This window comes from Marinitenerispora sediminis, assembly GCF_003336425.1.
Taxonomy (GTDB): Bacteria; Actinomycetota; Actinomycetes; order Streptosporangiales; family Streptosporangiaceae; genus Marinitenerispora; species Marinitenerispora sediminis.
In genome coordinates this window covers 1-14,872 of record NZ_QEIO01000134.1, presented here as the reverse complement: position 1 = coordinate 14,872, position 14,872 = coordinate 1, and the positions used below count along the sequence as shown (strand labels likewise).

The following is a 14,872-nucleotide window of genomic DNA, read 5'->3' as shown; positions in this document are numbered from 1 at the left end:
GCGCGGCGACCTCGGCCTGTCGTGGGTGACCGGCCTGCCGGTGGGCCCCACCGTGGCGCAGGCGGCGGGTGTCTCCGGTGGTCTCGCCCTGGCCGCCTCCTCGGTCGCCCTCACCGGGGCCGTGCTCGTCCTGCTGCCCGGGCTGCGGAGGTCGGTCGCGACGGGGGAGCCGGTCGGCGGCCGCGGCGCCGCCGTGGGGGCGTCGCTCGCCGCGCTCCCGGACTTCCTCCTGGCCTCGGTGCTGCTCACGGTGGTGGCCGTGCGCTGGGGGCTGCTGCCCACCTCGGGATGGGCCGGGCCGCCGAACGCCGTGCTGCCCGCCCTGGCCCTCGGGCTGCCGGCCGCCGGTCTGCTCAGCCGGGTCCTGGCCGGCGCGCTGGACGCCGCCCTCGCCGAAGGGTGGGTGCGCGCATGGCGGGCGGCCGGCCTCGGACGCGGCGTGCTGCTGCTCGCGCTGCTGCGCCGCGGCGTGGCCGTCGCCCTCCCGCAGGTGCTGCTGCTGTTCACCGGCCTGCTCGGCTCGTCCGTGGCGGTCGAGTCGGTCTTCGCCGTGCCCGGGCTGGGTGCGACCGTCCTCGCCGCCGTGCTCGCGCAGGACCTCCCGCTCGTGCAGGGCTGCGTCGGCGTGCTGGTCCTGGCGGGTTCGGCGCTCGGCGCGGCGGGCGTCCTCGCGCACCGGCTGCTCGTCGGGCCGGCGTTGACGGGGTCCGGACTCACCCCCGCGGCGCCGGCCGAGCCCGCCGGGCGCGCGGCGCGGTGGCTGCCAGGGGCACTCGCGGCGGTCCTGCTGCTGGTGGTCGCCGCCGGACTGCTGCGCGACCCGGACACGATGGCGCTCGCCGAGCGGCTGCGCCCGCCCTCGTGGGCGCACCCGGCGGGCACCGACGCGCTCGGCCGCGACGTGCTGGCCCGCTTCGGGCACGGGGCGCTGCTCAGTGTCGGCGCCGGCCTGGTCGTCACCGCGGTGTCGCTCGCGGCGGGGCTGGCGGCCGGGCTGGCCGGCCGGCGCGCCCGCGCGGGCGTCGCCGACGTGCTGAACGCGCTGCCGCCGGTGCTGGTGGGCATCCTCGTCGCCGCCGTCGCGGGGCCGGGGCTGGTCGGCGCCGCGGCGGCCGTCATGCTGGTGGCCTGGGTGCCGCTGGCCGTGCACGCCCGCACCCTGGCGGCCGAGGTCCGCGCCTCGGGCTTCTACCTGGCCGCCGTCGCCGGAGGTGCCGGGCACGGCTGGATGCTGCGCCGCCACCTGCTGCCGTCGGTGCTGCCCGCCGTGGCCCGGCACGCGCTGGTCCGGCTGCCGCACGTCACACTGGCGCTCGCGGGACTGAGCTTCCTCGGACTCGGCGCCCCGCACGGCTCCCCCGAGTGGGGCGCCATGCTGGCGGAATCGATCGCCTACGCCGAACGCGCGCCGTGGACCGTCGCACTTCCGGCGGCGGGGCTGGCGGTGCTGGGGGTGGCGGCCAGCCTGGTGCGTGTGCAGAGGCGGTGAGCGGGCCGCCGTCCGGACCGGTCAGACCCTCCCGGTGCCGTTGCACGCCTGGCAGGGGAAGGTCTCCTGCGCGCCGTCGCTGTTCACGACGATCTCTCCGTCGCCGCCGCACACTGAGCAGTTGACCTGCTTGCCGTGCTTTCCCACGTTCAGCTCCCATCCAGGCGGTTGTCCGACCGGTCCAGCCACACGTGCTGCCCGTCCGGGCCGACGGTGAGTCCGAAGCGCTCCGCGGCGGGCGCTCCCCACCGGATCCAGGTCAGGTAGGCCGACTCCACCTCGTCCCACAGGTCGCGGGGGCCGCGTTGGACGACCTCGAACCGTCCCTTGGCCGGCCAGTAGTCGACCCGGGCCCAGGACTCGCCGGGGGCGCGTTCCCGGGCCACCCCCCGGACGGAGCCGTCCATGCCCGTGTTCTCGTTCGCGAAGACCGTGACGTTCGGCAGCAGCCCGGCCAGCGCCAGCGTGAGTCCGGGGCCACCGCGCGCGATGCGGCGCGGATCGACGGACGCGGTCGACTCCCGTTCCGCGCCGTCGATCGCGCGCATGGGCTCCCGCTGGCCGCGCAGCAGCATGTACGCGTTCGTCCCGTGGAACCGCCCGACCGCCTCCGCGCCCGTGACGGTCAGTGCCACCGTGTGGCCGCCGCCCCGGCCGCCGTGCATCCAGGGCAGGACGATGGCGCCGCCGGGGCGGGTCTGCGCCACCCAGGCGTAGGGGACCGAGGCGGCACCGCAGGTCACGTGCACCCGGTCGTAGGGCGCGCCGTCCGGCCAGCCGCCGGAACCGTCGGCGACGACCGTGTTCGGCGCGATGCCGAGGCGCTTCAGGTTCTGGACCGCGCGTTCGGCCACGTTCGCGTCGATCTCGACCGTGGTGACGTTGTCGCCGCCGAGCCGGGCGGACAGCAGGGCCGCCGTCCATCCGGTGCCGGTGCCGATCTCCAGCACCCGGTCGCCCGGATACGGGTCCAGCAGGCCGAGGAGGCGGGCGACGAGGCTCGGCGCGCTGTTGGAGCTCGACGGCAGCGTCAGGCCGGGCCGGTAGGCCTCCTCGGTGAGCGGGGTGCTCCCGTCGTCGACCTGGGTGAGGATCGTCGAGTCGGCGTACACGGCGGCCCGCCAGCCGGCGGGGTCGCGGTCGCGGTCGATCCACCGGCTCGGCGCGCCCGACATGAAGCTCGCCTGGGCCACCTCGGGGATGAAGTGCTCACGCGGGACCTCGCGGAAGGCGGCGGCCCACTCGGGGCTGCCGGCCAGGGCGGCGAGGTCGTCGGGACCGGGGGGTGCCATGCGCCGAAAGTAGCCCGATGATCACTCGGCTGTCAGCGGAACCGGCCGGTCCCGGCCACCGGCGGCGGAGCTGGAACCCCAGGTCGGCGGCGGTATACGGCATTTGCGGCTCCCGGGCGGGTTCCCGGGGACGCGGCCGTCACCCCGCCACGATCACCACCTCCAGCGTCCGGGGCCCGTGCACCCCCTCCACCCGGTTGAGCTCGATATCGCTGGTGGCCGACGGGCCGCTGATCCAGGTCAGCGGTCGGCGCGGATCGAGCCGGGGCAGCGCCTGCGGCACGCTCGCGACCACCCGCTCGGCCGGGACCACGCACAGGTGGTAGTCGGGCACCAGGGTGATGGCGCGGCGGCCCTGGTCCGGTCCGGCGTCCAGGACGATCGTGCCGGTCTCGGCGATCGCCACGGCGCACCCGGTGAGCACGCCGTCGACCGCGTCGAGTTCGGCCACGTCCAGCGGCCGGTCGGGGACCGCGACCGGGCCCGCCTCGCCCAGCCACGCGTCCGGCAGCCCGGGCGGGACCACCACGCGGGCGGCACCGCGCCGGGCCAGGGCGGCGGCGATCGCGCCCGGCAGCTCCGCGGCGGTCACCCGGTGCACCAGCGCCCGGTAGTCGAGCAGCCGGTCGGTGAGCACCGGGATCAGCTCGCCCTGGCCGTGCTCGCGGGCGTAGTCGCGCGGCACGTCGACGTCGCCGGGCCGCTCGTCGCGCGGGACGTCCGCCAGCGCCGCCCGCACCCGCGCCAGGATGCGCTCCCGCGACCCGCTCACCGGCCGCCCTCCGTCCGGCCGCGCCCGTCCGCCGGCCCGCGCGCGTCGGGTCCGCCGCCCCGTTCCCGCGTGGCCCACCAGTCGCGGAACGACTCGGCGGGGATCGCCGGCACGTCCCGGGTGTCGGTCCAGGCGGCGCCCGGCCCCGGCAGCCGGCGCGGCACGAGGCCGCGCATCCTGCCGGCGGCGCGCTGCGCCAGGCCGAGCCGCCGGTCGTCGTTGAGCACCCAGCCCGCCGCCGCCATGGCGGCCCGCTCGGCGGTGTGCCCGCCGCCCGATGCCACGCGCTCCCGGAGGTGGACCAGCACCTCCGGGATGTCGATGGCCACCGGGCACACCTCGTAGCAGGCCCCGCAGAGCGACGACGCGTAGGGCAGCGACGCGTCCAGCTCGGTGGTGGTGCCGCGCAGCTGCGGGGTGAGGATGGCGCCGATCGGGCCCGGGTAGACCGAGCCGTAGGCGTGCCCGCCGGCCCGCTCGTACACCGGGCAGATGTTGAGGCAGGCCGAGCAGCGGATGCAGCGCAGCGCCTGCCGCCCGACCGTGTCCGCCAGCGTCGCGCTGCGACCGTTGTCCAGCAGCACGAGGTGGAACTCCTGCGGGCCGTCGCCGGGAATCACCCCGCTCCAGACCGACGTGTAGGGGTTCATCCGCTCCCCGGTGGAGGAGCGCGGCAGCAGCTGCAGGAAGACCTCCAGGTCCGCCCAGGTCGGCACGATCTTCTCGATGCCCACCACGGAGATCAGCGTGCGCGGCAGCGTGAGGCACATCCGCCCGTTGCCCTCGGACTCCAGGACCACCAGGCTGCCGGTCTCGGCCACCGCGAAGTTGGCCCCCGAGACGGCGACCTTCGCGGACAGGAACTTCTCCCGAAGGTGGCGGCGGGCGGCCTCCGCGAGCGCGGCCGGGTCGTCGGTGAGGTCGTCGGGCGCCGGCACCCCCCACTCGCTCATGGTGCGCCGGAAGATCTCGCGGATCTCCGCGCGGTTGCGGTGGATAGCCGGCACGAGGATGTGGGACGGCCGGTCGTCGCCCAGCTGCACGATGAGCTCGGCGAGGTCCGTCTCGTAGGCGGTGATCCCCGCCGCCGCCAGCGCTTCGTTGAGTTCGATCTCCTGGGTGGCCATGGACTTGACCTTGACGACCTCGCGCTCGCCGGTGGCGCGCACCAGGCCGGTGACGATCGCGTTGGCCTCGGCGGCGTCGGCCGCCCAGTGCACCCGGCCGCCGGCGGCGGTCACCGCCTCCTCCAGGCGCTCCAGGTAGTGGTCCAGGTGGCGCAGGACGCGGTCCTTGACGGCTCTGCCCGCGGCGCGCAGCCGCGGCCAGTCGTCCAGCTCCTCGACGACGGCGCGGCGCCGGTCGCGGATCGTGTGGGTGGCCTTGCGCAGGTTGTGCCGCAGCTGCGCGTCGCCGGTCGCCGCGCGGGCGGCGGCCGGGAACGCGGGCATGCCGACGAACGTGGCGCTCACAGTGACGCGGGCTCCTCTTCGGTCGAGGCCAGGATCTCGGCCAGGTGCAGGACCCGCACGCCGGCGCGCTGCCGGTCCAGGGTCCCGCCGATGTGCATCAGGCAGGAGTTGTCCACCGCGCACAGCACCTCGGCGCCGGTGTCGGCGGCGTGGCGGGCCTTGTCCGCCGCCATCGCGGCCGACACGGCGGCGTTCTTGACCGCGAAGGTGCCGCCGAAGCCGCAGCACTCCTCGGCGCCCGCCAGCTCGACCAGCTCCAGCCCGCGCACCTCGCGCAGCAGCCGCTGCGGGCGGTCGCCGAGCCGGAGCAGCCGCAGGCCGTGGCAGGTGGGGTGGTAGGTCACGCGGTGCGGGAAGTAGGCGCCGACGTCGGTCACCTCCAGGACGTCCACCAGCAGCTCGGACAGGTCGACGACCCGCGGCGCGAGCGCCGACACCGCCTCGTGCAGCCGGCTGCCGGGGTCGGCCAGCCGCGGATAGTTGTCGCGGACCATCCCGGCGCAGGAGCCGGACGGCGCCAGCACGACGTCGCAGTCGGCGAACGTGCGCACGAAGCGGACGGCGAGCCGCTGCGCCTCGCGGCGGTAACCCGTGTTGTAGTGCATCTGGCCGCAGCACGTCTGCGCGGCCGGGAACACCACCTCGTGCCCCAGCCGCTCCAGCAGCCGGACCACCGCCTGCCCGGTGCGGGGGAACAGGGTGTCGTTGACGCACGTGATGAACAGCGCGATCCGCATGGGCTCCTCGTCTCCGGCGTCGGCGCGCCGGCCGGCGCGGCTCCGGACCGGCCCGGGTGTGCGACCGTACCTCCCGCCGATTGGTCGGAGGACTTTCCCGGAAGCGCGGGAGTGACCGGCGCTCTGCGAGGGATGGTAGCCCAGACGGCGAGCTGATGCACGCGGATTGGTCTGATGACATGCCGTGCCATTCGGCGGCAGGTGCCAAGATGGTGCGCACGAGGGGACACACCCGACGCACCCCGGCCACCGGCCGTCCCCGTCCGCCGGTACGTGAGGAGCCACCGTGAGCACACCCGCCGACCCGGCGCCGGACGCGCCGGGCGCCGCGGCGGCCGAGACCGGCCGGACGTCGGTGACCCAGCGGGCGATCGAGCGGATCAAGGCGATGATCGCCGAGGGCGCGCTCCGCCCGGGCCAGCGCCTGCCCACCGAGCGGGAGCTGTCGGCGGAACTGGGCCTGTCCCGCAGCTCCATGCGCGAGGCGATCCGGGCGCTCACCACGCTCGGCGTGCTGGAGGCCCGGCACGGCGCCGGCGTGTACGTGACCGCGCTGCGGCCGGCCGACCTGCTGGAGACCTTCGGGGTGCTCGCCGAGATCTCCCGCGGCGAGACGCTGGTCGAGGTGCTCCAGGTGCGCCGCATGCTGGAACCGGCCGCCACGGCGCTGGCCGCCGCCCGGGTGGACGACGAGCGCCTCGCGCGCATCGGCGCGCTGCTGGCCGACCTCACCGACGGCGGGAGCCTGGAGCGCGCCGTCGCCGCCGACCTCGCCTTCCACCAGGCGATCGTCGAGACCACCGGCAACGCCACGCTGGCCGCCGTCAACGCGGGACTGTCCTCGCACACCTTCCGGTCCCGTGTCTGGCGCGGCCACCAGCGCGCCGGCCTCACCGGCCGGCTCCGCGAGGACCACGAGCGCATCTACCGCGCGCTGGCCGCCCGCGACCCCGCCGCCGCCCAGGCGGCCGCCACCGTCCACGTGCTGGAGGTCGAGAACTGGCTGCGGGCGCATCTCGACGACTTCGCCTGACGGCGGCGCGCCGAAGGGCGAAGGACCCGCGGCGGGCCCGGCGCATGACCGGGGGCGGGCTCAGCGCGCGACCGCCAGCCCGAAGGGCACCGGCCCCAGCGCCCGCACCAGCGGGCGCACCATGAGGATGAACGCCTCCGGGCCGCGCGCCGTCGCCACGTCGCCCAGGTCGATGATCCCCTCGCCGGGCCAGCCGAGGTCGCCGAGCAGCCCGGCCACCACCGCCTTCGCCGCCGGATCGTTGCCGGACAGGAACGCCGTCAGCGGTGCCGACAGGCCGGTCGGGTCCGCCATGAGCGCGGCCGGGCCCATCGTGTTCAGCGTCTTCACCACGCGGGTGCGCGGCAGCGCCCGCTGCAGCTCCTCGGCGAGGCTGCTCCCCGGGTGGCGCAGCGCGCTCGCCAGGCCGTCCGGGCCGTACTCCACGGCGTTGGCCACGTCCACCAGGACCGCCCCCGCCAGCTCGTCGGCCAGCGGAGTCAGCACATCGAGCGCGGCGTCGCCGGGAAGCGCGTTCACCACGATGCCGGCGGCCGCGGCCGCCGCGGCGTGGCCCACCGTCCCCTCCGAGGGGGACGGGGTGCGCGAGCCGACGACGACGCGGTGCCCAGCGGCCCGCAGCCCGGCGGCCAGCGCGCGCGACACGCTGCCGGTTCCCAGGACGGCGATCGTGGACGTGGTGGTCATCGTTGTGCTCCCTGTCTCTCGTCCGACGGGGGCGGGCAGCGGCCCGTGCCGGCCCCGCCCCTTCGCAGGCAACCTAGGCTGGAGGCGGCACCGGGCGGGAGTACGCACCCGGAGGTGCCCACGGAACCGGCACGAACCCACGGGAGCGGAGGGAGCGCATGCCCACCCGGACGGCGGCGCAGCGGCGGGCGGAGGCCAGGACCGTGTTCGACGCGGCGTTCGCGGACTGCCCGAGCCGGCGGCTGATGGAGCGCATCGGCGAGAAGTGGGTCGCGCTCCTGCTCACCCGGCTGGCCGACGGCCCCCGCCGGCACGGGGACCTGCGGCGCTCGGTTCCGGGCGTCAGTCAGAAGATGCTCACCCAGACGCTGCGCGGCCTGGAGCGCGACGGCCTGGTGCGCCGCTCGGTCACGGCGGGCGTGCCCGCCCGGGTCGACTACGCGCTCACCCCGCTGGGGGAGAGCCTGCTGCCCGTGCTCGCCGCGGTGAGCGCGTGGGCGGACCGGCACATGGCCGACATCGACGCCGCGCGGGCGGCCCACGGGGAGCCGGCGCGGTCAGGATCGGCCGGCGCAGGGGGCTGAGGAGCGCCGGCCGATCCCGCGCCTACGGCTGAGCCGGCGATCAGCCTGGGGCCGCCATCGGCGTCGTGGACGCCGTCTCCAGGTCGATCCGGTGCCGGCCGGCGTAGACGTTCATCGACGGGCCGCGGAGGAACCCCACGAGCGCGAGCCCGGAGTCGGCGGCCAGGTCGACCGCCAGGGAGGAGGGCGCTGACACGGCCGCGAGCATCGGGAGCCCGGCCATCAGCGCCTTCTGCGCCAGTTCGAAGCTGGCCCGGCCCGACACCAGCAGGCCGGTGCCGCGCAGCGGCAGCCGGTCCTCCCGGACCGCCCAGCCGATCAGCTTGTCCACCGCGTTGTGGCGCCCGACGTCCTCGCGGACCGCGAGCAGCTCGCCCGAGGGGGTGAACAGCCCCGCGGCGTGCAGCCCGCCGGTGCGGTCGAACACCCGCTGCGCCTCCCGCAGCCGGTCCGGCAGGGCCGCCAGCGTCGCGACGCCGAAGCGCACCGGGTCCTCGGCCACGGAGAACCGCGCTACCGTGCGGACCGCCTCCAGGCTGGCCTTGCCGCACAGGCCGCACGAGGAAGTGGTGTAGAAGTTGCGCTCCAGCGACATCTCCGGGACCCGCACGCCCGGCGCGAGCGACACGTCCAGGACGTTGTAGGTGTTGGAGCCGTCATCGGTGGCGCCCGCGCAGTAGCGGATCGCGGCGATGTCGGCCGCGCGGGTGATGACCCCCTCGCTGACCAGGAAGCCGGCCGCGAGGTCGAAGTCGTTCCCGGGCGTGCGCATCGTCACGGTGAGCGGCTCGCCGTTCAGCCGGATCTCCAGGGGCTCCTCGACCACCAGCGTGTCGACGCGGCTGCTGGTGGCCGCTCCCCGGATCCGGAGAACCTTCTCACGGACCGTGACACGTCCCATGACTGTCCGCCTTCCCGGCGCCGCCTCTCAAGTACCGCCTGACAGTCAACACCCGACAGCGGGCCGTCGCCAAGCCTCGTACCAGATTCCCGGAGGGGCGCCTGTTTATTCATGTTCGGCCCGACACGTCCGGTGCTGTCGGGGCCGCCGGGTCAGTCGTGCCGCCGCTGCTGGACGTGCTGGAAGCCGAACCGCCCCTTGATGCACAGGTTGCCGTGCGTCACGGGGTTGTCGTGCGGCGAGGTGACCTTGACGATCTCGTTCTCCTGCACGTGCAGGGTCACGTTGCACCCGACACCGCAGTAGGTGCAGATCGTGGTGGTCTGTGTCTGCCGCTCCTCGTCCCAGGTGCCCTCGGCGCGCATCTCGAACTCGCTCCGGAACGACAGTGCCCCCGTGGGGCAGACCTCGATGCAGTTGCCGCAGTACACGCAGGCGGAGTCCGGCAGTGCGACGTCGTGCTCGGTGGAGATCCGCGCGTCGAAGCCGCGCCCGGCGACGCCGATCGCGAACGTGTTCTGCCACTGCTCGCCGCAGGCGTCCACGCACTTGTAGCACATGATGCACTTGCCGTAGTCGCGCACGTAGAGGTCGTTGTCCACCTTGGGCGGCTGCTCGACCGTGGCGGCCGCCGCGCCGTCCGGGGGCTCGTGCGCGCCCGCGTGCCGGGCGTCGCGCTCGCCGAGCGCGGCGGGTTCGGCGCGCGGGCCGAACCGCTCCGGCCGGGCACCGTAGCGCTCCATCCACTCCGGCGCCTCCGGCGTCGTGGACAGGTCGACCGACGACCCCAGGAGCTCCAGCACCATGCGCCGGCTGTGCCGGACCCGCTCGGAGTCGGTGCGTACGGCCATGCCCGGCTCCACCGCCCGCGAGCAGGCCGGCGCCAGGGTGCGGGCGCCGTCCACCTCGACCACGCAGACCCGGCAGGCGTTCTTGGGGGTGAGGGTGTCGCCGTAGCAGAGCGTGGGCACGTCGGTGCCCGTGGAGGCGCAGGCGTCGAGGATGGTGGCGCCCTCGGGGACGCGGACCTCGCGGCCGTCGATCGTGACGTCGACCAGGCGCCGGGGCGGCGCCAGCGGGACAGGGGTACTCAACGGTCCTCCTTGGCAGCGTGGGCGGGGGAGGGGGCCTCGGCGGGCGCGGCCGCCGGCTCGGCGCCGAACACCCCGAGCCGGTCGATCGCCGACTCCACGGCGTTCCAGGCGGTCTGGCCGAGGCCGCAGATGGAGGCGTCGCGCATGGCGGCGCCCACGTCGCGCAGCAGCTCCAGGTCGGTGCGGCGCGCGCCGGCTCCCGTCGACAGCCGGTGCAGCGCCTCCTCCTGGCGCACGGTCCCCACCCGGCACGGGACGCACTGGCCGCACGACTCGTCGCGGAAGAACGCGGCGATGCGCACGAGGATGGCGGGGAGGTCCACGGTGTCGTCGAGGACGAGCACCACGCCCGAGCCGAGGGTCGCTCCGGCCTCGCGTGCGCCCTCGAAGGTCAGCGGGATGTCCAGCTCGTCGCCGCGCACGAACCCCCCGGCGGCGCCGCCGAGCAGCACGGCGCGGGGCGGCCGGCCGTCCGGCGTGCCGCCGGCGAGCGTGACCAGTTCGCGCAGCGTGGCGCCGAAGGGCAGTTCGTAGACGCCGGGCCGCCGCACGGTTCCGGAGACGCAGAACAGCTTGGGGCCGGTGGAGCGCCCGGTGCCGATCCCGGCGTAGGCCGGCCCGCCCATCAGCAGGATGGGCAGCACGTTGACCAGCGTCTCGACGTTGTTGATCGTGGTGGGCTTGCCGAACAGGCCGCGCTCGATCGGGAACGGCGGCTTGCTGCGCGGCTCCCCGCGGCGGCCCTCGATCGAGTTGAAGATCGCGGTCTCCTCGCCGCAGATGTAGGCGCCCGCGCCGCGCCGGATCTCGATGTCGAAGTCGAAACCCGACCCGAGGATGTCGCGGCCGAGCAGGTTGCGCTCGCGGGCCCGCGCGATGGCGTTCTCCAGCAGCGACAGCGCCCGGGGGTACTCGCCGCGGATGTAGAGGTAGCCCTTGCGCGCGGCGGTGGCGTAGCCGGCGACCGTCATGGCCTCGATGACCGAGAAGGGGTCGCCCTCCATGACCACCCGGTCCTTGAACGTCCCGGGCTCGCTCTCGTCGGCGTTGCACACCAGGTAGTGCGGTGTGTCCGGCTGGCGCGCGGTGCCCTCCCACTTGCGGCCGGTGGGGAACGCCGCGCCGCCGCGGCCGACCAGGCCGGAGTCGAGCACCTCCCGGATCACACCGGCGGGCCCGAGCCGCAGCGCGCGGCGCAGCGCGGCGTACCCGCCGTTCGCCCGGTAGTCGTCCAGGCTCTCCGGGTCGACGACGCCGATCCGGCGCAGCAGCACCAGCCCGGGCTCGCCGGCCTGCGGGACCGAGGCGTGCGCGGGCGGCTCGGCGCGGCCGCCGGCCGCCGGCTCGCTCGCGAAGGTCGCGGCGCCGGCGGAGCCGTGCGCGCCGGTGCCCGCCGGGCCCTCGTCCGGCGCGGCCGCGGCGCCGGTGAGCCGGTCCAGGTCGGCGGCCGTGGCGGGTGCGGCGACCGCGTAGCGCGGCGGAGCGCCGGCCTCCAGTGCGAGCGCGGCCGGTGCCCGCTCGCACAGCCCGAGGCACGGGCTCTCGTGCCACACCACCTCCGAGCCGGTGCCGCCCGGCGGTCCCGCACGCTCCGCGAGGTCGGCGCGCAGGCGGTCGGCGCCGCGCGCGGCGCAGGCGATGTCGGTGCACACGTGCACCACCCGGCGCGGGCGCTCGTGCACGGCGAACATGGCGTAGAAGGTGGCCACGCCGTAGGCCTCGGCCGGAGGGACGGTCAGCCGCCGGCAGATGTAGTCGAGCGCCGCCGGGCTGATCCAGCCGACCCGGTCGTTCACCGCGTGCAGCGCGGGGAGCAGCAGGTCGCGGCGGTCGCGAGCGGCGTGGCCGCCCCGCGCGTAGCGCAGGTCGGCGGCCTCGCGCCGGCCGCCGTCCCAGCCGGACTCCGCGGGGCCCAGGACGGCGTCCACGGCGTCGCGTTCCGCATCGGTGGGCGGAGCATCCAGGAAGCGAAGGTCCACGTGCCGGTCACCTCGAATCAGTCGTGTCGGACGCGCTCCGGCGGGCGGCCCAAGCGTGCGGGGAGGCGAGGGGAAGCAGGAGGGTTAGTGTTGCCTGGGTCACATATTTCTGTATACGAGATACAGTATGCGCTCGACGCGGCCGCCACAAGACCCCGCGCTCCCCTGTCGGGGGGCGGAATCCGGCCGGCCCGGGGGGTTCCGGCGCCGGGCCGGCCGGGGGACGGTCAGGTCCGGGCGGGGAGTGCCCGCGGTGCCGCGGCGCCGGCACCGGTGCGCTCCGCGCCGGCGGCCGCGTCGGTGGCGCTGCCGTCCGCGAGGCGCTCGATCCGGACGGCGGCCGCCTTGTACTCCGCCGTGCCGGCGATCGGGTCGGTGGCGTCCAGCGTGAGCAGCTGGGTGTCCACCTGGTCGGGGAAGTGGAAGGTCATGAAGACCAGGCCGGGCCGCATCGAGCGGCTGACGGAGACCGGCACCAGCACCGAGCCGCGGCGCGAGGACACCCGCACCGTCTCCCCGTCGCGGACGCCCAGCGCCGCTGCGTCCTCGGGGGAGATGTCGAGCAGCTCGCCGCGCCGCAGCGGCGAGGAGAACCCGCTGGTCTGCACTCCGGTGTTGTAGTCGTCCAGCCGGCGCCCGGTGGTCAGCCGGAACGGGTAGTCGTCGTCCAGCAGGTCGACCGGCGGCGAGTGGCCGACCAGGCCGAACGCCGCCGGCTCGCCGCGGCGGGCCGGGTCCTCCTCCCACAGCCGGGCGTGCAGGTAGCTGGGCTCCAGCGTGTCCTCGGAGTAGCAGGGCCACTGGATGCCGTGCAGCTCCGCCAGCCGCTGGTAGCTCATGCCGCGGTGCATGGGGGACAGCGCGCGCAGCTCGTCCCACACCTCCTCGGCGGTCGGGTAGGACCAGTCGCGGCCGAGCCGGTTGGCGAGGTCGCAGAGGATGTGGATGTCGTCGCGGGCCCCCGGCGGCGGGTCCAGCGCCTTGCGCACCAGCTGGACGCGCCGCTCGCTGTTGGTGAAGGTGCCGTCGGACTCGCACCACGAGGCGCTGGCCGGCAGCACGACGTCGGCCATCTCCGCGGTGCGGGTGAGGAAGATGTCCTGCACGACGAGGTGGTCGAGTGAGCGCAGCCGCCGGGTGGTCTTCTCCGTCTCGGGTTCGGACTGCACCGGGTTCTCGCCGATGACGTAGAGGGCGCGCAGCTCCCCCTCGTCCATCGCCTCGAACATCTGGGTGAGCGTCATCCCGTGGCGGGGCTGGATCGGCTGGCCCCACGCCGCCTCGAAGCGCTGCCGCGCCTCGGTGTCCAGGATGTCCTGGAAACCGGTGAGCCGGTTGGGGATGGCGCCCATGTCGCCGCCGCCCTGCACGTTGTTCTGGCCGCGCAGCGGGTTGAGGCCGGAGCCGTAGCGGCCCACGTGCCCCGTGAGCAGCGACAGGTTGATCAGCGCGCGCACGTTGTCGGTCGCGTTGTGGTGCTCGGTGATCCCGAGCGTCCAGCACAGCTGGGCGCGCTCCGCCCGCGCGTAGGCGTGCGCGAGCTCCCGGATCGCCTCGGCGGGCACTCCGGTCTCCGCCTCCGCGGCCGCCAGGGTCCAGGGCTCGACCAGGGCCCGGTACTCGTCGAACCCGCTGGTGCCGCGGCTGATGAACGTGTCGTTGGTCAGGCCGGCGTGGATGATCTCGCGGCCGATGGCGTGCGCCAGGGGGATGTCGGTGCCCACGTTCAGGCCGAGCCAGCGGTCGGCCCACGCCGCCGAGGAGGTGCGCCGCGGGTCGACCACGAAGAGCCGGGCCCCGTTGTGCACGCCCTTGAGCACGTGCTGGAAGAAGATCGGGTGCGCGAAGCGGGGGTTGCCGCCCCACAGGATGATGAGGTCGGTGTCCTCGACCTCCTGGTAGGAGGACGTGCCCCCTCCGGAGCCGAACGCGGCGGACAGGCCGGCGACGCTCGGGGCGTGGCAGGTGCGGTTGCAGGAGTCGACGTTGTTGGTGCCGATGACGGCCCGGGTGAACTTCTGCGCCACGTAGTTCATCTCGTTGGTGGCGCGGGCGCAGGACAGCATCCCGAAGGTGTTGGGGCCGTGCCGGCGGACGTTGCGGGCGAAGCCCTCCGCCGCGCGGTCGAGGGCCTCCTCCCAGGAGGCGGGGCGCAGCTCGCCGTCCTCGCGGACGAGGGGGCGGGTGAGGCGCTGGTAGGGAGCGGTGAATCCGTCAGTTCGCATCGGGGCCTCGCTTGGTTGGCCGATGGCGGGTTCGGTGGGGCCGCCGCGCTGCCGGGGCGGCCGAAGGGAGCGGAAAGGGATAGCGAAATATTGTCTACAGTATTCGGAGTTGCTGGCTGTAACAAGGCGACCGCGCCGCCGTGCGCACTTGGCGATTTCCGGAAGGTTCCACGAGGAGAGGTCAATGATGGTTTGCGGACCGGGCCACGGTTTGGCCGACGACGGGGGATCGGGCTGTTTAGTCTTGGCGCGGGTGCGATGAAGCATGGGGGAGACGGCCCAGGGGCGGCGTCTGCGGCGAGGGAAGGTGCCGCGCGGCGGCCGCTCCGTTCGGGGCCCGGGACTTGGCAGATCGCCAGGTCATCTTCCCTGGAGGATCGATTTCCATGAAGAAGACTGTGCGTCGGATCCTGGTGACCGGCATCGTGGCTCCCGCCCTGGCTCTGGGTCTGCCCGCCGTGGCGTTCGCGGACTCCAGCGGCTTCTCCGCGCAGGGCACCTTCGCTGGGCCGTTCGGCGCCAGCACCAGCAGCGTCAACTCCTTCGCCGGCGGCTGGGGCGGCTGGGACGGAGGCTGGGGCGGCTGGGACGGCGGCTGGGGCTGGGG

General features: G+C 75.1%; 14 protein-coding genes. 4 read left to right on the top strand and 10 right to left on the bottom strand.

The genetic code is table 11. The features are described from left to right. A partial coding sequence (locus DEF28_RS21215) for an ABC transporter permease subunit (RefSeq protein ID WP_114446202.1) occupies window positions 1–1,489 on the top strand: 1,489 nt, incomplete at its 5' end. Between the two features lie 21 nt (window positions 1,490–1,510). On the opposite strand, the gene DEF28_RS28860 is transcribed toward DEF28_RS21215, so the two are convergent. The 5 genes from DEF28_RS28860 to DEF28_RS21195 form a co-directional block, all read right to left on the bottom strand. Beyond that, window positions 1,511–1,636, bottom strand: a complete 126-nt coding sequence (locus DEF28_RS28860; protein WP_258862223.1) for a hypothetical protein — start codon at window positions 1,634–1,636, stop codon at window positions 1,511–1,513. 2 nt (window positions 1,637–1,638) lie between these two features. Beyond that, entirely contained in the window at window positions 1,639–2,781 is a 1,143-nt protein-coding gene (locus DEF28_RS21210) for a methyltransferase domain-containing protein (RefSeq protein ID WP_114399554.1), read from the bottom strand. Between the two features lie 139 nt (window positions 2,782–2,920). Next, complete coding sequence (locus tag DEF28_RS21205) at window positions 2,921–3,553, bottom strand: LutC/YkgG family protein (protein ID WP_114399557.1); 633 nt, start codon at window positions 3,551–3,553, stop codon at window positions 2,921–2,923. After that, complete coding sequence (locus DEF28_RS21200; protein WP_114399553.1) at window positions 3,550–5,025, bottom strand: lactate utilization protein B; 1,476 nt, start codon at window positions 5,023–5,025, stop codon at window positions 3,550–3,552. Before DEF28_RS21200 ends, DEF28_RS21205 begins: the two co-directional genes overlap by 4 nt. Further along, complete coding sequence (locus DEF28_RS21195; protein WP_114399552.1) at window positions 5,022–5,762, bottom strand: (Fe-S)-binding protein; 741 nt, start codon at window positions 5,760–5,762, stop codon at window positions 5,022–5,024. The genes DEF28_RS21200 and DEF28_RS21195 overlap by 4 nt, the downstream gene beginning before the upstream one ends. A 286-nt stretch (window positions 5,763–6,048) precedes the next feature. Between DEF28_RS21195 and DEF28_RS21190 the strand changes: the two genes are divergently transcribed. Next, entirely contained in the window at window positions 6,049–6,795 is a 747-nt protein-coding gene (locus tag DEF28_RS21190) for a FadR/GntR family transcriptional regulator (protein ID WP_233515454.1), read from the top strand. Window positions 6,796–6,855: 60 nt separating this feature from the next. On the opposite strand, the gene DEF28_RS21185 is transcribed toward DEF28_RS21190, so the two are convergent. After that, a complete protein-coding gene (locus DEF28_RS21185) occupies window positions 6,856–7,482 on the bottom strand; it encodes an NADPH-dependent F420 reductase (RefSeq protein ID WP_114399551.1) in 627 nt (208 codons plus the stop codon). A gap of 158 nt (window positions 7,483–7,640) precedes the next feature. Between DEF28_RS21185 and DEF28_RS21180 the strand changes: the two genes are divergently transcribed. Continuing rightward, window positions 7,641–8,066 (top strand): winged helix-turn-helix transcriptional regulator, encoded by a 426-nt coding sequence (locus tag DEF28_RS21180; protein ID WP_114399550.1) that lies wholly within the window; start codon window positions 7,641–7,643, stop codon window positions 8,064–8,066. Window positions 8,067–8,106: 40 nt separating this feature from the next. Here the strand turns inward: DEF28_RS21180 and fdhD are convergent, their stop codons facing one another. The 4 genes from fdhD to DEF28_RS21160 form a co-directional block, all read right to left on the bottom strand. Further along, entirely contained in the window at window positions 8,107–8,967 is an 861-nt protein-coding gene (gene fdhD, locus DEF28_RS21175) for a formate dehydrogenase accessory sulfurtransferase FdhD (protein ID WP_114399549.1), read from the bottom strand. A gap of 152 nt (window positions 8,968–9,119) precedes the next feature. Next, window positions 9,120–10,061 (bottom strand): 2Fe-2S iron-sulfur cluster-binding protein, encoded by a 942-nt coding sequence (locus DEF28_RS21170; protein WP_114399548.1) that lies wholly within the window; start codon window positions 10,059–10,061, stop codon window positions 9,120–9,122. Further along, window positions 10,058–12,040: an NAD(P)H-dependent oxidoreductase subunit E gene (locus DEF28_RS21165; protein ID WP_114399547.1), complete on the bottom strand. Its 1,983-nt coding sequence runs from the start codon at window positions 12,038–12,040 to the stop codon at window positions 10,058–10,060. Before DEF28_RS21165 ends, DEF28_RS21170 begins: the two co-directional genes overlap by 4 nt. A gap of 227 nt (window positions 12,041–12,267) precedes the next feature. Continuing rightward, window positions 12,268–14,265, bottom strand: coding sequence for a molybdopterin oxidoreductase family protein (locus DEF28_RS21160; protein ID WP_114399546.1), 1,998 nt, complete (start codon window positions 14,263–14,265; stop codon window positions 12,268–12,270). Between the two features lie 386 nt (window positions 14,266–14,651). On the opposite strand from DEF28_RS21160, the gene DEF28_RS21155 reads away from it, so the two are divergent. Then, window positions 14,652–14,872: hypothetical protein (locus DEF28_RS21155; protein WP_114446201.1), on the top strand; the 221-nt coding region annotated here is incomplete at its 3' end.